This window comes from Cetobacterium sp. (assembly GCF_048470075.1).
In the GTDB taxonomy this organism is placed as follows: Bacteria; Fusobacteriota; Fusobacteriia; order Fusobacteriales; family Fusobacteriaceae; genus Cetobacterium_A.
The window spans coordinates 1-20530 of sequence record NZ_DBGBQB010000157.1; the positions used below are offsets into that span (position 1 = coordinate 1).

General features: G+C 33.0%; 20 protein-coding genes. 13 read left to right on the forward strand and 7 right to left on the reverse strand.

Annotated elements, in window-relative coordinates:
• Positions 1 to 74: 74 nt before the first annotated feature.
• The 3 genes from ACMOUI_RS05495 to citX are packed head-to-tail and all read left to right on the forward strand — an operon-like array spanning position 75 to position 2978.
• A complete protein-coding gene (locus ACMOUI_RS05495; protein ID WP_418964732.1) occupies positions 75 to 593 on the forward strand; it encodes a hypothetical protein in 519 nt (172 codons plus the stop codon).
• A complete protein-coding gene (gene citC / locus ACMOUI_RS05500) occupies positions 590 to 1624 on the forward strand; it encodes a [citrate (pro-3S)-lyase] ligase (protein WP_418964733.1) in 1035 nt (344 codons plus the stop codon). Before ACMOUI_RS05495 ends, citC begins: the two co-directional genes overlap by 4 nt.
• 7 nt (positions 1625 to 1631) lie before the next feature.
• The gene (gene citX, locus ACMOUI_RS05505; protein WP_418964734.1) at positions 1632 to 2978 is read left to right on the forward strand and encodes a citrate lyase holo-[acyl-carrier protein] synthase; all 1347 of its coding nucleotides are present in this window, start codon (positions 1632 to 1634) and stop codon (positions 2976 to 2978) included.
• A 42-nt stretch (positions 2979 to 3020) separates the two neighbouring features.
• Here the strand turns inward: citX and ACMOUI_RS05510 are convergent, their stop codons facing one another.
• Positions 3021 to 3632, reverse strand: coding sequence for an NUDIX hydrolase (locus ACMOUI_RS05510; protein WP_418964735.1), 612 nt, complete (start codon positions 3630 to 3632; stop codon positions 3021 to 3023).
• Between the two features lie 150 nt (positions 3633 to 3782).
• Between ACMOUI_RS05510 and ACMOUI_RS05515 the strand changes: the two genes are divergently transcribed.
• The 10 genes from ACMOUI_RS05515 (at position 3783) to ACMOUI_RS05560 (ending at position 14370) form a co-directional block, all read left to right on the forward strand.
• Positions 3783 to 4526, forward strand: coding sequence for a DeoR/GlpR family DNA-binding transcription regulator (locus tag ACMOUI_RS05515; protein WP_418964736.1), 744 nt, complete (start codon positions 3783 to 3785; stop codon positions 4524 to 4526).
• Entirely contained in the window at positions 4523 to 5437 is a 915-nt protein-coding gene (gene pfkB / locus ACMOUI_RS05520) for a 1-phosphofructokinase (RefSeq protein ID WP_418964737.1), read from the forward strand. The genes ACMOUI_RS05515 and pfkB overlap by 4 nt, the downstream gene beginning before the upstream one ends.
• Before the next feature lie 15 nt (positions 5438 to 5452).
• A complete protein-coding gene (locus tag ACMOUI_RS05525; protein WP_418964738.1) occupies positions 5453 to 7312 on the forward strand; it encodes a PTS fructose transporter subunit IIABC in 1860 nt (619 codons plus the stop codon).
• A 136-nt stretch (positions 7313 to 7448) separates the two neighbouring features.
• The gene (locus tag ACMOUI_RS05530; protein WP_418964739.1) at positions 7449 to 8015 is read left to right on the forward strand and encodes a glycerol-3-phosphate responsive antiterminator; all 567 of its coding nucleotides are present in this window, start codon (positions 7449 to 7451) and stop codon (positions 8013 to 8015) included.
• 107 nt (positions 8016 to 8122) lie between these two features.
• Entirely contained in the window at positions 8123 to 8878 is a 756-nt protein-coding gene (locus ACMOUI_RS05535; RefSeq protein WP_418964740.1) for an MIP/aquaporin family protein, read from the forward strand.
• Between the two features lie 27 nt (positions 8879 to 8905).
• Positions 8906 to 10399 carry a glycerol kinase GlpK gene (gene glpK / locus ACMOUI_RS05540; protein WP_418964741.1) on the forward strand — a complete coding sequence of 498 codons (1494 nt, stop codon included), beginning with the start codon at positions 8906 to 8908 and terminating at the stop codon, positions 10397 to 10399.
• Positions 10400 to 10539: 140 nt separating this feature from the next.
• Positions 10540 to 11967, forward strand: a complete 1428-nt coding sequence (locus ACMOUI_RS05545; protein WP_418964742.1) for an NAD(P)/FAD-dependent oxidoreductase — start codon at positions 10540 to 10542, stop codon at positions 11965 to 11967.
• Positions 11967 to 13220: an NAD(P)/FAD-dependent oxidoreductase gene (locus ACMOUI_RS05550; protein WP_418964743.1), complete on the forward strand. Its 1254-nt coding sequence runs from the start codon at positions 11967 to 11969 to the stop codon at positions 13218 to 13220. The genes ACMOUI_RS05545 and ACMOUI_RS05550 overlap by 1 nt, the downstream gene beginning before the upstream one ends.
• 2 nt (positions 13221 to 13222) lie before the next feature.
• Complete coding sequence (locus ACMOUI_RS05555) at positions 13223 to 13567, forward strand: DUF1667 domain-containing protein (protein WP_418964744.1); 345 nt, start codon at positions 13223 to 13225, stop codon at positions 13565 to 13567.
• A gap of 47 nt (positions 13568 to 13614) precedes the next feature.
• Positions 13615 to 14370: a tRNA1(Val) (adenine(37)-N6)-methyltransferase gene (locus tag ACMOUI_RS05560; protein ID WP_418964745.1), complete on the forward strand. Its 756-nt coding sequence runs from the start codon at positions 13615 to 13617 to the stop codon at positions 14368 to 14370.
• Positions 14371 to 14384: 14 nt separating this feature from the next.
• Here the strand turns inward: ACMOUI_RS05560 and ACMOUI_RS05565 are convergent, their stop codons facing one another.
• From ACMOUI_RS05565 to hemA, 6 genes are read right to left on the reverse strand one after another with little or no spacing between them, the layout of a single operon-like run.
• A complete protein-coding gene (locus ACMOUI_RS05565; protein WP_418964746.1) occupies positions 14385 to 14840 on the reverse strand; it encodes a precorrin-2 dehydrogenase/sirohydrochlorin ferrochelatase family protein in 456 nt (151 codons plus the stop codon).
• The gene (gene hemL / locus ACMOUI_RS05570; RefSeq protein WP_418964747.1) at positions 14830 to 16137 is read right to left on the reverse strand and encodes a glutamate-1-semialdehyde 2,1-aminomutase; all 1308 of its coding nucleotides are present in this window, start codon (positions 16135 to 16137) and stop codon (positions 14830 to 14832) included. Before hemL ends, ACMOUI_RS05565 begins: the two co-directional genes overlap by 11 nt.
• A complete protein-coding gene (gene hemB, locus ACMOUI_RS05575; RefSeq protein ID WP_418964748.1) occupies positions 16138 to 17112 on the reverse strand; it encodes a porphobilinogen synthase in 975 nt (324 codons plus the stop codon).
• Position 17113: 1 nt separating this feature from the next.
• Entirely contained in the window at positions 17114 to 18589 is a 1476-nt protein-coding gene (gene cobA, locus ACMOUI_RS05580) for a uroporphyrinogen-III C-methyltransferase (protein WP_418964749.1), read from the reverse strand.
• The gene (gene hemC, locus ACMOUI_RS05585) at positions 18582 to 19481 is read right to left on the reverse strand and encodes a hydroxymethylbilane synthase (RefSeq protein ID WP_418964750.1); all 900 of its coding nucleotides are present in this window, start codon (positions 19479 to 19481) and stop codon (positions 18582 to 18584) included. Before hemC ends, cobA begins: the two co-directional genes overlap by 8 nt.
• A 2-nt stretch (positions 19482 to 19483) precedes the next feature.
• Positions 19484 to 20479, reverse strand: coding sequence for a glutamyl-tRNA reductase (hemA, locus tag ACMOUI_RS05590; RefSeq protein WP_418964751.1), 996 nt, complete (start codon positions 20477 to 20479; stop codon positions 19484 to 19486).
• Positions 20480 to 20530: the final 51 nt, after the last annotated feature.

Genomic DNA, 20530 nt, shown 5'->3' on the forward strand with positions numbered 1-20530 from the left:
GGTTAAAGATTTAGATATTAAAATTCTAGGTTTTATACCTTATATATAACTAAATTTATAAAGGGGGGACTACAATGTTAAAAAAATTTATAGGTTTACTTTTTGCTTTTTTATTGATGGGATGTAATAATCTTTCAATTCCAAACCCTATGGAAAGCTTTCAAGAGAGCGATAAAATGACTACATCTGTAGACTCAGAAAATGAGGTAATTGGAATTGGCTCTTCTAAAATTGGGAGTAGTGGAACATTAGTTGCAAATGGTAAAGCAAGTCGTGAGGCAAAAGACAGATTAAAATCTAAAATTTTATCTGAAGAGGATATTATTTTTAAATCATTTTTAGTTTCAGCTGATCCATATACAAAAAAAATTCTTTCCTCTGCACTCCCTGATTTAATGGATTATACTGCTACACAACTTGTACAAAAATCTGTGGAAAAAGATAATTGGACAGAAAATAATAAAGTTTATGTGGTCTACAGTATCTCAAAAAATGAGATTCTAGCAGAATCTCAAAATATATTTATTCAGTATATTGATGATATAAATAGTAAATTTCAGCTTATTAAAGAGGGGGTAACTCAAACACAATGAATATAGAAACACTAAACCTAAATAGTAAATATCAAAAAAACGAACTGAAGGAGTTTCTGAAAAAATTTCAACTGAATTTTGATGAAACTATTGACTACTCATTGGTTATCAGAAAAGATGAGGAGATTGTCGCAACCGCTTCCAAGAGCAAAAATATCATAAAGTGTTTTGCTATAGATGACTCTTTAAGAGGGGAGGGTGTTACAAATACACTTGTCACAACTCTTCTTAATAAATCTTTTGACCAAGGTATTTTTCACTCTTTTGTTTTTACAAAACCTTCAAATGAAGATATTTTTAAAGGAGTGGGATTCAAACCGATTTCAAAGACTGACAAAGTAGCTCTCCTTGAAATTGGAATGAACTCTATTGATAAAACTATTGAGAAAATTAAGTCTCAACTGAATTGGTCTGAAAATAGTGACAATGGTCTACTTATTATGAATTGTAATCCATTTACTTTAGGTCATCAATTTTTAATTGAAACTGCTGCTAAAACTATGGATAATATCCTAGTTTTAGTTGTTGAGGAGGATAAGTCATCTTTTCCATTTATAGATAGAATCAAGTTAGTTAAAGAGGGAACTTCACATTTGAACAATGTTACTGTTTTACCTAGTACAGAGTATGTTATCTCCTCTGCAACTTTCCCTAACTATTTCCTTAGAAAAGAGGATGACTCTTTAATTGAGTTTATGAAATTGGATACAAAAATAACAGCTGAACACTTTTGTAAAAAACTTAATATATCAACTAGATTTGTAGGTGAAGAGCCCTACTGTGATATAACAAAAAAATATAATGAAACTATGATAGAAACTTTTAAAGAGTACAATTTAAAAGTTTGTATAATCCCTAGAAAAGAGATGGGAGATTGTGCTATTAGTGCTTCTCAAGTTAGAGCACTTTTAAAGGCTGATAGATTAGATGAGGTTAAATCTTTAGTTCCAAAGTGTACCTTTGATTATTTAACTTCTGAAAAAGGGAAGGAGATTACAGAGAGAATTAAAAATTCCAACTCTGTTCACTAATTATAGAATGTTTAACTTAGAAGAGTTTTTATTGATGAGAGAAAAAAGAGTAGAGATTCAAAATGAGATTATCCAGGAGTTTAAAACACCGATTTTAGTTCTTAGAGCTAACTATCCTGGAGAGGAAAAAAATAACTTTGTGCCAAAATACATTGTTGAAATTATGAAAAAGGAGATTTTACAAATCTTTAATTCACATATTATATTCACTAAAAAAATTGATTCCATTGAGGGTCCCACATATATATATGCTATTAAATCATCTGGTGAAGAGCTTAAAAAAATTGCTATGGAAATAGAGGATTCACATATTTTAGGTAGATGTGTTGACATAGATGTATTTGATAAAGATGGATACCCTTTCTCTAGAAAAGATTTTGGTGGAGAGAAAAGGCAGTGTCTTCTTTGTGACCAAATGGCTTTTCTATGTGGAAGAAATAGAACCCACACTCAAATGGAGGTACAAGAAGCTATCTCAAACAAATTAGAGAGTTACTTAATGATGGAGAACTCCAAGGCTAAAACTACTAATAGCTTTTCAAATTTGGCTTTAAAGGCTATTATTTTAGAGGTTTCTGCCTCTCCATCCTTTGGTTTAGTTTCACCACATACTAAGGGTTCTCATGAAGATATGGACTTTTTTACCTTTATTGATAGTGGATTTTCTTTAAATAACTATTTTAAAGAGGTTATTGAGGCTGGCTACTCCCCCCTATCAGTTGATTTGATTTTTAAAAAGATAAGACATATGGGAAAAATCGCTGAAATAGAGATGTTTACAGCTACTAACAATGTCAATACTCACAAAGGTATGATTTTTTTAATGGGTATCACTGCAGCACTGGCAGCTAAAGCAAAATATGAAAAACTACCTTTCAATGATATATCCCTTTTAATTAAAGAGATGTGCCGAAATATTTTAAAAGATTTTGATAATATCCACAAAAAGACTGTTCTTACACATGGAGAAAAACTCTATGTTAAACATGGTATTGTGGGGGTTAGAGGAGTTGTAAAAAATGGTTTAGACCTTATTTTTAACGGTTCTATTGAAGTGTTTCAAAACTCTTTAAACGCTGGTGAGCACATTAATCATGCTATGCTTAGAACTCTCATATTTTTAATGGGAAATCTTGAAGATACAACCATTTTACATAGACATGATATTGAAATTTTAAACTTTGTAAGGAGTAGAGCTAATGATCTACACTTAAAATTTGATAATTCAGACCTAGATATGAACCTGTTAAGTGAGATAGAAAATGAATTTATCAGTAAACGAATAAGTCCTGGAGGAGCCGCAGATCTTCTTGCGATTACAATGTTTTTATCTTTTATAAAAAAATATTTTTAATGGATTTCAAAGAGGCTAAATAGCCTCTTTTTTTATCTATTTTTACAGATATTTTACAGCTTCTTTTATAATTTCAGCTGTTAATCCCCAAATTACTCGACTTTCATATACATATAAAAATACCTCTCTTGGAGAACTCTTCCATGGGGAGTGATACATTTTAGGTAGATTTAACTCCACTGCTGGAAACTCATATTTCACCCCATTCTCATAGTAGTATGGTTTTGTTTCAACCTCTAACTTTTCAACTCTTGGAGCGTTGTTTTTAAAAAATTCAACAGGAACCATAAAGCACTCCTCCACTTCACTTTTATTCAGATTTAGGTTCTTTAACTCCTCCTCTTTCACAACTCCTAAAAATGCCTCTACCATTATTCCAGATGGAATCACAAGTGTTCCTATCTTTCCCTCCACCTTTATCTCTTTTAATCCAATCTCCTCTTTACACTCTCTAAGAGCAGCTTCTAAACTTGTTTCTCCCTTCTCTATCTTCCCACCAGGAAAGGATATATCTCCTCCTTGTCTAACCTCTTTTGCTCTTATTTCAAATAAAAAATATCTCTCTTTTCCCTTTTCAACAACTAAGGCAATAACTGCCGAATTAAAATATCTTTCTTTTCCTATTATCTTTTCTGTAAAATCTATGTTTATCATAACACCCTCCTAATAACTCTATTATAATCTTTCTTTGAAAAAAATCCTTCATTTTTTTATGTTTGATTGATTTTGAAAGTTTTTGAAAGAAAATGATTGATTTTTATTTTACACTATGATAATATAGTTTTCATAAAGGAAGTGATTTTTATGTTGAATATAGAGAGAGAAAATTCAATTTTAGAACTTTTAAAACAAAAAGAGGTTGTTAAATTACAGGAAATTGTTGAACTTTTAAGTATTTCTGAAGCTACTGCCAGAAGGGATTTAGCTTCTCTAGAAAAAAAAGAACTTATTAAGAGAGTGCATGGTGGAGCTATTTTAAATAACTCTTCAGATACTACAAAGGATTTTAACATTCAATTCAGAAGAAATCTAAATAGAGAGGAAAAAGAAAAAATAGCCAAATATGCCGCTAGTTTTATTAAAAGAGATTCCTGTATTTTTCTTGATGCTGGAACGACAACTCTTTGTATGATTAAGCACTTAAAAAACCTTAATTTAAAAGTTGTAACAAATGGTTTAAACCTAATAGATGAGTTAGAAAAATATAATATTGAAAGTTTTTTAATCGGCGGTAAAATCAAAAGTAAAACTAGCTGTACCGTTGGATTTTCAGCAGTCCAATATCTAAAAACTTTTAATTTTCAATATGCTTTTATCGGTGTTAATGCAGTTAATCTAGATGGGTATAGTACCCCTGATTCTGAAGAAGCCCTTATAAAAAGTGAAGCAATCAATAAAAGTGAACACACATTTTTTCTTTGTGACCACTCAAAAATTGGAAAAAGTAGTTTTACTATTTTTTCTACTTTAGATAGGGGAGTTTTAATTACAGATAAACCTCTTTCTAAAGAATATAAAAATATAGTAAAAGTGGAGGTAACAAAATGATTTACACATTAACTTTAAATCCTGCTTTAGATTATTTTTTAACCTTTGACTCTTTTGTTGAAGGTAACTTAAATACTCCTAAAGAAACATATAAACTTCCTGGAGGAAAGGGCATCAATGTTTCTAAAATTTTAAAAAACTTTGATACTGAATCCACTTGTCTGGGGTTCATCGGTGGTTTTACAGGTGAGTTTATTAAAAATACTTTAACCCATGATGGATTAAATACTAAGTTCTTCAGTGTCAAAGATGACACTCGTATAAATATAAAAATAAATAACAATGGTCTTGAAAGCGAAATAGCTGGAACCTCTCCAACAATTTCAAAAGATAATATGCAAGAGTTATTAAACTTTTTAAAAAACAATCTTAAAGAGGGGGATATCCTCGCTTTATCTGGAAGTGTTCCATCTTCACTACCTGCATCTATATATGCGGATATAATTGACACTATTCCAAAAGGAGTTAGAGTTATCTTAGATACAAGAGGGCTTCCTTTTGAAGCAGCTTTAAAAAAAGGTGTATTTTTAATAAAGCCAAACAGAGATGAGATAAATGAATTTTTCAACTCTAATTTTGCAACTACCGAGGAGTTAATCCAAGCTGGAAAAAAATTGCAAAATATGGGTGCCCAAAATGTTTTAATCTCTTTAGGAGCTAAAGGTTCTATTTTTATAACAGAGAAAGAGATCTTTATAAGTGGAGTTCCTAAAGGTACTCTAATAAGTTCAAATGGTTCAGGAGATTCCATGATTGGTGGATTTATATATGGACTTAATAAAAATCTATCTTTGAAAGAGTGCTATGAAATTGGAATCGCTTCTGGTAGTGCAACCGCTTTTTCTAAGGGATTAGCTACCTTTGATACTATGACAAATCTATTAAAAGATATTGAGATTACAAGATTATAACTAGGAGGATATATAATGTTAGATAAAATGTTAGTTAAAAGTTGTATAAAGTTAAATTTAAAAGCTAAAAGTAAAATTGAAGTTATTGATGAACTTGTGGATCTTCTTTATAGTGCTGGAAGACTTAATGATAAAGAGGAGTTTAGAAAAACTATACTAAATAGAGAGGAACAAAGTTCAACTGGTCTAGAGGAGGGAATAGCTATTCCCCATGGAAAATCATCATCTGTTAAAATTCCTACTGTTGCATTTGGTCTTTCCAAAGAGGGTATTGACTATGACTCTTTAGATGGAGAACCATCTAAGCTATTCTTTATGATAGCAGCTCCAGCTGATGCCACTGATTCTCATATTGAAACACTATCTCAACTGACATCTCTTCTTTTAGATGATGATATTAGAGAGCAACTTTTAGAGGTTAAAACAGAGCAAGATGTATTGGATATTCTTTTAAAAGAGGATAAAATTGGTGAAACTCTTGTCCAGCCTGAAGATGAGAATAATAGCTATGAAGTTCTTGCTGTAACTGCTTGTCCCACTGGAATTGCTCACACTTATATGGCTGCTGAAGCTTTAAATAAAAAAGCTAAAGAGATGGGTGTTAAAATAAAAGTAGAAACTAATGGTTCAACAGGAGTAAAAAATAGACTCACTGATGAGGATATCAAAAATGCAAAAGGAATAATTGTAGCTGCTGACAAAAATGTAGAGATGGCTAGATTCAGCGGAAAACACGTTGAGATAGTCGGTGTTAAAGAGGGGATTAAAAGACCTCAGGAGCTGATAGAAAAAGCTTTGACTCAAACGGCTCCTCTATACTCAAGTAAAGAAAGCTCAACTTCCTCTTCAGGAACTGGAGAAAGAAAAGGTTTCTATAAACACCTTATGAGTGGTGTTTCAAATATGTTACCATTTGTTGTTGGTGGAGGTATCTTAATTGCAATCTCATTTATATTTGGTATTAAGGCATCTGATCCAAGTGATGCAAGTTTTAGCCCTATTGCAAAACTTTTAATGGATATTGGTGGAGGAAATGCTTTCTTCCTAATGGTTCCTGTTCTTGCTGGATTTATAGGTATGAGTATCGCTGATAGACCTGGATTTGCTCCTGCTATGGTAGGTGGATTAATATCTGCTAATAATGGTGGTGGATTCCTTGGTGGTTTAGTTGGAGGATTCCTTGGTGGTTATGTTGTATTATTCTTAAAAAAAGTATTTGCTAAACTTCCAGAAAAGCTAGAGGGAATTAAACCTGTACTTCTATACCCACTATTTGGAGTTTTAATCACTGGTGTTCTTATGTACACTGTTGTTATCTCTCCAGTAGCCGCTGTAAATAGTGGAATTACTAACTTCTTAAACTCTCTTGGTACTGGTAACCTTATACTACTTGGTACTATTGTTGGTGGTATGATGGCTATTGATATGGGAGGTCCTATCAATAAAGCTGCCTTTACATTTGGTATTGCTGCAATCGCTGCTGGAAACAACTATCCACATGCAGCTGTTATGGCTGGTGGTATGACTCCACCATTAGGAATTGCACTAGCTACTACATTCTTTAAACATAAATTCTCTAAAGAAGAGAGAGAAGCTGGTTTAACTAACTATATTATGGGTGCTTCATTTATAACAGAGGGTGCTATACCTTTTGCTGCTGCTGACCCTATTAGAGTTATCCCTAGCTGTGTTATCGGTTCTGCTTTAGCAGGTGGATTATCTATGGCATTTAAGTGTCAATTACCAGCACCACATGGTGGATTATTCGTTTTACCAATCATCACTAATCCATTGATGTATCTATTGGCTGTTGCTATCGGTTCTCTAGTTACTTGTGTGTTAGTAGGTATAACTAAACCATCTAAAAACATATAAGATGTTGAAATTAAAGGGGTTATTATAACCCCTTTAATGTTTTTTTGTCAAATTTAAAAAATTAACTGTTATTTAACTTGACATTTAAAATTAATATAGTATACTTGATATTGATAAGAGACAAAAGGAGAGCAAAATGAACGCAAATTTTGAAAAAATTTTAATCAAAAATAATAAAATACTTGCTGTTAAAGATACACAATCTTTAGAAAAAGCTCTTTTAAGTTCTTCTAAAATAATATTTCTTCTAAGTAGTGATATCTGCTCAATAGAGGAAACTACCCGTTTTATTAAAGCAAGTGGTAAAATGTGCTTTATACACCTTGATATGATACAGGGGTTAAATACTAAAGACAGTTCTGCTATTGATTACTTAAAAGATAATACTTTTGCAGATGGGATTATAACTACAAAATCTCAAGTGGCAAAGTATGCCCATAAAATTGGATTTTTAGTTATTCTTAGGTGTTTCCTAATCGATTCACTTTCCTTAACAACAACTGAAAAACTTTTTAATGAGACATATATTGATGCAATTGAAATTCTACCTGGAGTTATGCCTAAAATTATCAAACAAATTTCGGAGCAAAGCTCTATTCCAATTATTGCTGGCGGATTAATATCTAATGAAGAGGATGTCAATCTAGCTTTAAACAGTGGAGCTGTAGCTATATCTACAACAAAACTGAATATTATAAATTAGTTTAGCTAGAGATATTAGAGAAGCTATTCAATTAAAAAGAATTTCTTAGAGTTCTCTTTTTTTGAATAGCTTTTTTTAATATAAAAAAAATAATATGGGAGGATATCATGAATGTTTTTGTAGCTGAGTTTATAGGTACTGCAATTCTTGTTTTACTTGGTAATGGTGTTGTTGCAAACGTAGTTCTAAACAAAAGTAAAGGACAAAATTCTGGTTGGATTGTTATTACAACCGCATGGGGTCTAGCGGTTATGACTGGAGCTTACTGCGTAGGTTGGATCAGTGGAGCTCATCTAAATCCAGCTTTGACTATTGGATTTGCTGTTGCAGGGCTTTTCCCCGCAAATCTTGTTTTAGGTTATGTGATTGCCCAGATTTTAGGAGCTATGTTTGGACAAATTTTTGTATATCTTGCTTACAAAAGACATTATGACGAGACAACTGATACTGGAGCTATTCTAGGTTCTTTTTCTACTGGTCCTGCAATCAGAGATTTAAAGTGGAACTTTGTAACTGAAGCTATCGGTACTTTTATGCTTGTTTTTGGACTATTAGCTATAGGTCATGTAAATAACCAGGCTTTTAGTGCAACTTTACCCAATGGTGATGTAGTAAGAGGATTTACAGGTATTTTAGGACCATTACTAGCTGGATTCTATGTATGGAGCTTAGGATTGAGTTTAGGTGGACCTACTGGTTACGCAATTAACCCTGCCAGAGACTTTGGACCTAGAATTATGCATGCTATTTTACCAATAGCAAATAAGGGTGATTCTGATTGGTCTTATGCTTGGGTTCCTATCGCTGGTCCTATCGTTGGTGGAATTATCGGTGCTATTACTTTTGCAGCTCTTTTCAATTAAATTATAAGAAATTAGGGAGGTTTTTCTATGAAGTATATAATCGCATTAGATCAAGGAACAACTAGCTCAAGAGCTATTATTTTTGATGAACAACAAAATATTGTGGCAAGTGCACAAAAAGAGTTTAAACAAATCTATCCAAAAGAGGGGTGGGTTGAGCATGACCCTATGGAAATTTGGGCTAGCCAAAGTGGAGTTTTAGCTGAAGCTATCGCACAATCAGGAGTTTCCCAACATGACGTAATCGGTATTGGAATTACTAACCAAAGAGAAACTACTATTGTTTGGAATAAAATAACTGGAAAACCTGTTTACAATGCAATTGTATGGCAATGTAGAAGAACTGCCCATATTTGTGATGATTTAAAAGCAAAAGGACTAGCTGACTATATAAGAGATAACACTGGACTCGTTGTTGATGCTTATTTCTCTGGAACTAAGATTAAGTGGATTTTGGATAATGTTGAAGGAGCTAGAGAACAAGCTGAAAGAGGAGAGTTACTATTTGGTACTGTTGATACATGGTTAATTTGGAAGCTAACTAATGGTAAATCACATGCTACGGACTATACTAATGCATCTAGAACTATGATCTATAATATCAAAGACCTTTGTTGGGATGAAAAACTTTTAACTGAATTAAATATCCCTAAATCTATGCTTCCTGAAGTTAAAGATTGTAGTGGAACATTTGGATACGCTAATCTTGGTGGAAAAGGTGGACATAGAGTTCCTATCTGCGGTGTTGCAGGAGACCAACAGGCAGCTCTATTTGGACAGGCTTGCTTTGAAAAAGGAGAAGCTAAAAATACCTATGGAACTGGATGTTTCATGCTTATGAATACTGGTAGCAGAATGTATCAAAGTAAAAATGGGCTTTTGACTACTATTGCTATTGGATTGGATGGAAAAATCGAATATGCTCTTGAGGGTAGTATCTTTGTTGCTGGTGCCGCTGTTCAGTGGTTAAGAGATGAGCTAAAATTAATCACTGACTCTAAGGATACAGAGTATTTTGCTTCTAAAGTTAAAGATAATGGTGGAGTTTATTTTGTTCCTGCCTTTGTAGGACTGGGAACACCTCATTGGGATATGTATGCTAGAGGAGCAATTCTTGGACTGACTAGAGGAGCCAATAAAAATCACATTATCAGAGCCACTTTAGAGTCAATTGCATATCAAACTAGAGATGTTTTAGAGACTATGCAAGAGGACTCTGGAATTGAGTTAAAAGCTTTAAAAGTTGACGGTGGAGCTTCTGCTAACAATTTTTTAATGCAATTCCAATCTGATATAGTTGGTAAAGAGGTTCACAGACCATCAACAGTTGAAACAACAGCTTTAGGTGCTGCATATCTTGCAGGACTTGCAGTTGGATTCTGGAATAGTAAAGATGAGATTAAACAAAACTGGTGTCTTGAAAAAACATTTACTCCAACTATGAGTGAAGAGGAAAGAGACTTGAAACACAGCAAGTGGAAAAGAGCTGTTGAAAGATCCTTAAATTGGGAGCTTGACTAATTTAAAAAAAAGTAGTATATTTAGATTAAATAAAAATTAAATATAGCAATAGAGATGAAGAGAGCTAAGAAAGTGTTGGTAATTTTATTACCACCTTTTTCTGCTCTCTTTTTTGCTATTAAAAACTAGGAGGATATTTTATGTATGATATTTTAATCATTGGTGCTGGTATTGTTGGAACTGGTATCGCAAGAGAGCTTTCTAAGTACAAATTAAATATTGCAGTTTTAGAAAAAGATACTGATGTGGCTAATGAGACTACAAAGGCTAACAGTGCAATTGTCCATGGAGGATATGATGCCAAAGAGGGTTCTCTTATGGCTAAGCTAAATGTCTTAGGTAACTCCCTATATGAAAATCTATGCAGTGAGCTTTCTGTTCCTTTCAAACGTAATGGATCCCTTGTTTTAGCCTTTAATGATGAAGATATTGAACATCTTAATGTCCTTTATAACAGAGGTATTATAAATAGAGTCCCTGGATTAGAGATTATTGACCAAAATAGATTGAGAGAGATTGAACCCAACGTTGATGAAAAGGCGATTGCTGCTCTATATTGTTCCTCTGCAGGGATAGTTTCACCTTGGGAATTAGCTGAAGCTCTTATGGATAATGCTGTTGAAAATGGTGTGGATCTTTTTCTAAATACTGAGGTTAAAAATATTGAGAAGAGTGATGATATTTTCCATGTGCATACAACCACTGGAATTTTCCACGGAAAATATGTATTTAACTGTTCAGGGGTTCACGCCGATATCATTCATAAAATGATTGCACCTGAATCATTTAAAATACTTCCAAGAAAAGGTGAATACTTTGTTTTAGATAAAAATCAGGGAAAGAGAGTCAATCAAACTGTTTTTCAATGCCCATCTAAACTTGGAAAGGGTATCCTTGTAACTCCAACTGTTCATGGTAACCTACTTGTTGGACCTAATGCCCAAGATATCAACAATAGATATGATGTTTCAACTGCCACTGATAGACTTGACTATATTAAATTTAAAGGTAGTCACTCTATAAAAGGGATAAACTTTAGAGAGAATATCAGAACATTTGCTGGAATTAGAGCAGAATCTGATAGGGGTGATTTCATTGTTGAAGAATCATCTGTTAAAGGCTTCTTTGATATAGCTGGAATAAAATCCCCTGGGTTATCAGCAGCTCCAGCTATAACTTTAGCTGCTCTTGATCTTTTAAAAGCAAGTGGTGCTCACCTTATAAGAAAAGAGGAGTTTATAGCTCCTAGAAAACACACTCTTTTTATGCAACTTTCCCCAGAGGAAAAAGCTCAAAAAATTAAAGAGGACAATAGATTTGGAAGAGTCATCTGTAGATGTGAGATGATTACAGAGGGAGAGATTGTAGAAGCTATCCATAGACCTGTTAAAGCCACAACCATGGACGCTGTTAAAAGAAGATGTAGACCAGGTTCAGGAAGATGTCAAGGTGGATTCTGTGGTCCTAGAGTTCAGGAGATTATAGCTAGAGAGTTAAATGAGGATATTAAAGACGTGATCTTAGATAAAGCTAATTCTTATATTCTAATAGAGGAGTTGAAAAAATAATGAGATATGATATTGTTGTTATAGGTGGAGGTCCTGCTGGCCTTGCTGCTGCTAAATCAGCTTATGAAAATGGTGCTAAAAATATAGTTATTTTAGAAAGAGATAAGGAACTTGGTGGAATCTTACAACAGTGTATCCATAATGGTTTTGGTCTTCATAGATTTAAAGAGGAGTTAACTGGACCTGAATATGCTCAAAAATATATTGAGTTTGTCAAACAATATCCCATTGATATAAAACTTGAAACTATGGTTTTAAACATCTCCAATGATAGGGTTGTATCTATGATAAATCCCACAGATGGATATCAGGAGATTGAAGCTGGTTCTATTATTTTAGCTATGGGATGTAGAGAGAGAACTAGGGGAGCTATCGCTATCCCTGGAGAAAGACCCTCTGGAATATTTACAGCTGGAGCTGCTCAAAGATATATCAATATGGAAGGGTATATGGTGGGAAAAAAAGCTTTGATTCTTGGAAGTGGAGATATTGGGCTTATTATGGCAAGACGTTTGACTTTAGAGGGTGCGAAAGTTGAAGCTGTAGTTGAATTGATGCCATTCTCTGGTGGCTTAAATAGAAATATTGTTCAGTGCCTTGATGATTTTGGAATTCCATTACTTCTTTCCCACACAGTGATAGATATCAAAGGAAAGGATAGACTTGAAAAGGTGGTTGTAGCCAAGGTTGATGAAAATAGAAAACCTATCCCAGGAACTGAAATTGAGTATGAGTGTGACACTCTTCTACTATCAGTTGGACTTATTCCTGAAAATGATCTCTCTAAAGAGGCTGGAGTTATTTTAGATAACAGAACTAATGGACCTATTGTTAACAACTCTATGGAAACTAGTATCCCTGGTGTATTTGCTTGTGGAAATGTCGTTCATGTACATGACCTTGTAGATTTTGTTAGTGAAGAGGGAGAAAGAGCTGGTAAATTTGCAGCTTGCTATATTGCTGAGGAAAATTGTAAGTTAGAAAACGTATCCAATATAAAAAATGGTAATGGTATTGTCTACACTGTGCCTCAAGTTATCAACTTGGATAAATTACAAGATAGATTGGAAATTTTTATGAGAGTAAACAATATCTATAAAGATAAAAAAATTGTTGTTCGAGAGGGTGATAATATTATCGCTAGCTTTAAAAGGGGACATCTAGCTCCAGGGGAGATGGAAAAAATTCTACTTCCTGAGGTATTATTAAAAAGAATTTCTAAAGATATTGTTATTGAGCTACAGGAGGTATAGTAATGAAAGAGATGATATGTATTTTATGTCCTATGGGATGCCACTTAAATATTGATATTGAAAACGATTATAAAGTCTCAGGTAATTCCTGCCCAAAAGGTGCAATTTATGGTAAAGAGGAACTTATAGCCCCAAAAAGAGTAGTCACTTCTATTGTTAGAGTAGTGGGAGGAATACATCATATGGTTCCTGTGAAAACAGATAAACCTATTCCTAAAGAGTTAATTTTTCAATGTATGGAGCTTTTAAAAGATGTTAAAATTCAATCTCCCCAAAAGATTGGAACTATTGTCTTAAACAATATTTTAGGTACTGATGCTAATATTGTTTTAACTAGAGATATCTAGACTTGAATTTTGTATCTTTTTTGTTATAATAACTTTGGAGGTACGAAATGATACTTAATGAAAACGAGGTTATAAATAGCCTATTAAATAAAAATCTAAAAATAATTCAAAGAACTGATTATTTTAACTTTTCTTTGGATTCCCTTTTAATTTCTAACTTTATCTCTTTAACAAGAGGTGCAAATAAAATATTGGATTTAGGAACAGGAAATGGAGCTATTCCCCTTTTTCTTTCCCAGAGAACTAGAGCTAAAATTACTGGTATTGAAATTCAAGAAATCTCTGCAAACTTAGCTCAAAGAAATATAGAGTTAAACAGTTTACAAAATCAGATTAAAATCATTCATGATGATATGAAAAATTGGAAAGAACACTTTGAAAGTGGGTCTCAAGATGTGGTTATAACCAATCCTCCTTTTTTTAAATTCCATGGAAATGAAAATCAGTTAAATAATTTGGATCAACTCACTTTGGCTCGTCATGAGATAACCATTGATTTAGATCAACTTATTGAGATCTCCTCCAAACTTTTAAAAGATAGAGGATACTTTGCAATGGTTCATAGACCAGATAGATTTTTAGAGATTGTTGATGCTATGAGAAAGTATGGTATAGCTCCTAAAAAAGTGCAATTTTGTCATTCAAAAATTGATAAGCCAGCTAAAATACTTTTAATTGAAGGAATCAGAAATGGAAAGGACTCTTTGACTATTCTTCCACCTTTTATCTCCCATGATAGCACTGGTAAATATTCCAAAGATGTATTGGATCTTTTTCAAGATTTAGATATAGAAAAAGACTAGAAACACAGATGTTTCTAGTCTTTTCTATTTTTAAGATACTCCATTAGTTCTCTTTTTAGTTTCACAGACTCTCTTGGATTTCCCTTTGCTGAAATCGCAATTTGATATTCATTATTATCTATATGAGCTGTAAATCTAGCTGACATATATGTCTTTGAAGTAATATTATTCACCAGTATGCTGCTATCTTCACAGAGGTCAACTATCATTTCATTTAATTTTTCATCATCAGTTGCTGCCACCACTAAAAATTTATCCTTTATATCTTCAGCTTTAAAACCTCTTTTTTCAATATCCACATCTTGATCTAAAATTTCAGGAAGTATAGAGGGAGCTATAACTACAACTCTAGCTCCATACTCAACAAGACTTCTCACCTTTCTTGCAGCTATATTTCCCCCACCTACTACTAGACAGTTTTTATTAGTCAAATCTATAAAAAGTGGAAAAAAAGATTTTTTACTTTCCATTAAATTCACCAATTTTTTTAAATGCTAACTCCATAACCTCTAATGTTTTATCTAAATCCTCTTTGCTGTGTGCCATAGATACAAAATGAGCCTCATATTTAGATGGTGGAGCTACAACTCCATTGTCTAATAGTGTATTAAAATATATTGAGTAATGAGTTGTGTTAGAGTTTATAACATGCTCTAAATCTGTTATTTCATCTAAATCACTAAAGAATATTGTAAATAGAGATCCCAATCTATTTATAGTTATTGATACTCCATATTTTTCAGCTATTTTTTCAATAGAATCAGTCATATATATAACTTTTTCCTCTAACTCCTTATAAAGAGTATCCCTATTCTCCAATAGATGACTCACCATTTCAAATCCAGCTCTAACAGCAACTGGATTTCCAGATAGAGTTCCAGCATGATACACTCTTCCCACAGGGGCTATCATATCCATAATCTCTTTCTTTCCACCAAAAGCACCAACTGGATATCCTCCACCTATTATCTTCCCTAAAGTTGTTATATCTGGAGTTATACCATAGTACTCTTGAGCTCCTCCTAAGGCCACTCTAAATCCTGATATTACCTCATCAAATATCAGTAGTGTTCCTGTTTTATCACAGATATCTCTCATCTCTTGTAAAAACTCTTTTGAGCTATTTATAAGTCCCATATTTGCAGGTACAGGCTCCATTATTAAACATGCTACCTCTTTTGTTTCTAAAATCTCTCTAACCTTTTCGATATTACCAAAAGGAGCAACTAAGGTATCCTTTAATACACCCTCTGTTATCCCATTACTATCTTGATATCCATCTGTTAAAAGTCCTGATCCAGAGCTAACTAATAAAGAGTCTGAGTGTCCGTGATAGCAACCTTCAAATTTTAATATTTTATTTCTATTTGTAAATGCTCTTGCAACTCTAACTGCTGCCATAGTCGCTTCTGTTCCTGAAGTTGTAAATCTAATCATATCCATAGATGGATAACATTTACAAACTAATTCAGCCAGTTCAACTTCCATCTTAGTTGGTAATCCAAAAGAACTTCCCAACTCTATAGCTTCTCGAACACCTTTTAAAACTCTTTCATTATTATGACCTAAAATCAACGGTCCCCATGAGCAGATATAGTCTATATATTCATTTCCATCCTCATCATATATTTTTGATCCCTTTCCTCTGTTCACAAAGATTGGATATGTTTTATCCACTGATTTAAACGCTCTAACAGGACTATTTACTCCTCCTGGTATAATTTTTACAGCTTTTTTATATATTTCTTCTGAATTGCTATATCTCACTTAATTTGCACCTCTTTTTAACCATTTTGCTATATCTTTAGCATGGTAAGTTATTATTATATCCGCTCCCGCTCTTCTCATAGCATACATATTTTCCATCACTATCTTTTCCTCATCTATCCAACCATTTTCAGCTGCTGCTTTTACCATTGAATATTCACCGCTCACATTATAGATGGCAACTGGATTTGATATGGAGTCAGCCACCCCTTTTACCACATCTAAATATGGCATTCCAGGTTTTACCATTATTATATCTGCTCCCTCTAAAATATCATTTTCAACCTCTATTAAGTAGTCTTTTGAATTTCTAAAATCCATCTGATATGTCTTTCTATCTCCAAATGCTGGTGCAGAGTCAGCTGCATCTCTAAAAGGTCCATAGTAAGCTGAGGCATATTTTACGCTATAAGCCATAATCGGTAAGTTTACATACCCATTTTCATCTAAAATATCTCTTATAGCTTTTATTCTTCCATCCATCATATCTGATGGGGCTACCATATCTGCTCCCGCTTTAACATGGGAAAGTGCCACTTTTTGTAAAAGTTTTAAAGTTTCATCATTTAACAGTTCTTCACCTTTTAAAACTCCACAATGTCCATGAGATGTATACTCACATAGACATACATCTGTAACCACTAAAAACTCTGGGAATCTATTTTTTATAAATCTTATAGCCTCTTGAACTATTCCTTTATCATTGTATGCTTCACTTCCTACAGGATCTTTCTTTTGAGGAATTCCAAATAGAAGCAGTGACTTTATTCCTAACTCCTTTAACTCCTTTAACTCCTCTTCCAATCTATCTATTGATATTCTATACTGACCTTTCATAGATGGAATCTCAACCTTTATATTCTCTCCCTCCTCTATGAATAGTGGGTATATAAGGTTATCTAAAGTAAAATCTATATTTTTCACTAAATCTCTCATAACTTGAGAACCTCTTAGTCTTCTTGTTCTATTAAACATACTACTCCTCTCCTATAACTTCTATAACTCCATCAACATCAAAAACTTTTGCTTCTAAGGCCACACTATATCCCAACTCATTTAAAGTTTTTGTGGTAACTGGTCCTATTGATACGATTTTTTTATTTTCTACCATTTTTAAATCGCTCTCTATGCTCTCATTAAACGCTTCAACTGTAGATGAACTTAAAAAAGTTATATACTCCACATCAGCCAAAGCCTTTGCCACTTCATCTTTAGGGTATATATGCTTTCCAGTTTTATATACTACTAATTTTTCAAACTTTCTATTATATTCTTCACTCCATTTTTCACACTTAGCTGGAGATATATCTGAAGTTATAAATAACACTTTATCATTTTCCTTTGTATAGTTTACAACCTCTTTAGCTAACTCTGTTCCCATATATTTTTCAGGAATAAAATCTGGAACTATCTTATACTCTCTCAATAACTGATCTGTTTTAGCTCCTACAACCCCTATTTTTAAGTGTCCTAACGATCTTATATCACCTATATTTTCCATAAAATACTTCACACCATTTGGAGAATTAAATAATAAGGCACTGTACTCTTTTAAATCCTTCTCATTGAAATTATAAGCACTCTCTATCTGTATAAAAGGTAACTCTCTCACAGTGGCACCCTTCACTCTCAGTTTTTCACTAAACTCCTGAGATTGATTGATATCTCTTGTCACTAACACTTTTTTTCCTGAAAGCAGTTGATTTTCAAACCACTTAAAGCTCTCTCTCATATTTACAACTTCGCCGATTATAGTTATAGCTGGTGGAACTACTCCCTCATTTTTAGCTCTTTCAACTATATTCTCTAAAGTTCCAACTGTCACTCTTTGATTTTCACTTGTTCCCTTTTCAATTATTGCTACTGGAGTTTTAGGATTTTTACCATTTTTTATTAAATCACCTGTTATTAAATCTAAATTTTTAATTCCCATTAAAAATACTAAAGTTCCATCTAATTTAGCTATTGTAGAAAAATCGTGCCACTCTCCATTTTCCATTGTGTGCCCTGTAAATACATGGAATGACCTAGCCAACCCTCTATGAGTCACTGGAATCCCTGCATATTCTGGAACTGCTATTGAAGAGCTTATCCCTGGAACAATTTCAAAAGGAATAGAATATTTTATTATCTCCTCTATCTCCTCTCCACCTCTTCCAAAAACAAATGGGTCTCCACCTTTTACTCTCGCTACATTTTTTCCCTCTAAAGCTTTTTTAGCCAGCGTTTTATTTATCTCATCTTGTATAACTCCACCCTCAGTATTACCCTTACCTAAATATATCATCTCTGCATCATCTTTAGCTAATTTTAATACTTTTGGATCTATCAATCTATCATATACTACACAATCAGCTTCCTCTATACATCTTTTACCTTTTAATGTTAAAAGATCAATGTTCCCGCAGCCTGCTCCGATTATATAAACTTTCCCCATCTTATTATTAACCATTTATTTTCTCCCTTATTTTTGCAGCTAATTTGTGAGCTATCTCTTTTCCTAACTTTTCATCCTCTAATACTTCAGCCTTATACATAATATCATTTTGACAATACACTCCTCTTAAAAAGATTTTCCCATCAAATCTTTCTCCTGTACATCCCATTGGAGTATGGCAGCCACCATCAAATATTCTTGAAAACTCTCTTTCAATCTCAACAATTTTTTCTATCTCTGGATTATGTATAGATTTTAAAATATTTCTTATATACTCATCATTCTCTCTACACTGAATATGTAATGCTCCTTGAGCTGGAGCTGGCATCATTAAGTCATAGTCTAACTCCTCAGTTATTCTATCTCTTAATCCCACTCTCTTTAATCCTGCTGCAGCTAAAAGAATTGCATCATACTGCCCCTCATCCAACTTTCTAAGTCTTGTATGAATATTTCCTCTAAGCTGTTTTATCTCTAAATCTGGTCTCAATGTTTTTAGTCCCATAGTTCTTCTTAAAGAACTTGTTCCTACAACTGCTCCCTCTGGAAGTTCCAATAATTTTTTCCCACTAGCTGAAACAATAACATCTCTATTGTCCTCTCTGTCAGGAGTTGCTCCACATATTAATCCAGGAGGTGAAACTACAGGCATATCTTTCATTGAATGAACTGCTAAATCGATCTCTCCCTCCAATAATTCATGCTCAATCTCTTTTGTGAAGAAACTTTTCAAAGATTTATCACTATTGTTCCAATTGCTTACTAAATCTTTATCGCCACTTGTCACTATCACTTTTATTTCAAATTTCAACTCAGGAAAGTTTTTTTCCAATCTCTTTTTAATCATCTCACTCTGAGCTAAAGCTAATATACTTCCTCTACTTCCAATTACGATTTTCTCTTTCATTACTATGCTATCCCCTCTTTGTATTCAAACCATTTTTTTAAGTTTACCATCTGTTCTCCAAGCATATATTCATACTTAGTCAATAGATTCTCTCTATTTTCTAAATTTTCATAGTATACACCCCAAACATCATCTATATTGTATAAATTTATATTTTTTAGTTCATTAAGTTCCTCTTCAATATCTCTAGGAACAGCTAAATCTAAGAATACATACTCTTTCTCTTTATCCAACAATGGAAGTATTTCATTCTTTTTTATAATTGCATGGGGAGCTGAAGTTGCCGATATTATAACATCACTCTTTGCTACCTCTTCCAATTTATTTTCAAAACTTATAACATTTGCATTATAAATGTTACTTACCTCAAGAGCTTTATGGTAACTTCTATTTGTTATTGTTAAGCTTTTATACTCCTCTTTTGTTATAAGCTCCATTATATCCCTTGCCAAATCTCCCACTCCAAGAATAAGAATTTTTTTATCCTTCAATTGAGATACCCTATTTTTTATAAATTTTAAGGAGATTGCCTCTAAAGACAAAGCATTATGGCATATTTTACTTTTATTTCTAAACTTTTTACCCAGTTCAATCGCTTTATTAAAAATTACGTTTATATTTGAACTAGAGATTTTATTTTCCATACTAGTTAACTGTGCCTTTTTAATCTGTGCTAAAATCTGATCCTCTCCCTTAATAACAGACTCAAAACCGCAGGTAACTCTAAATAGATAGTTCACTGCATCATGTCCCTGTTTTATAAAAATATCTTTTAACCCTATCTCTTTTTGAAAATCTGCCACTGAATAGTCTTTATCTAAATGCAAGTAGTACTCTACTCTTAAACAAGTTGATAAATTAACATAACCTACAACCTTTTTCTCTTTAAATAATCTTTCAACAACAGAAGTGGGGTCATTTTGTATAAAGTTTTCTCTTTGGCATAAATCTAAGTTTTTATGAGTTATTCCAAAAACGATAAAATGTTTAAAATACATCTAGATTCCTTCTCTCTATGATTTATTGATTACATATATGTATTATAATAC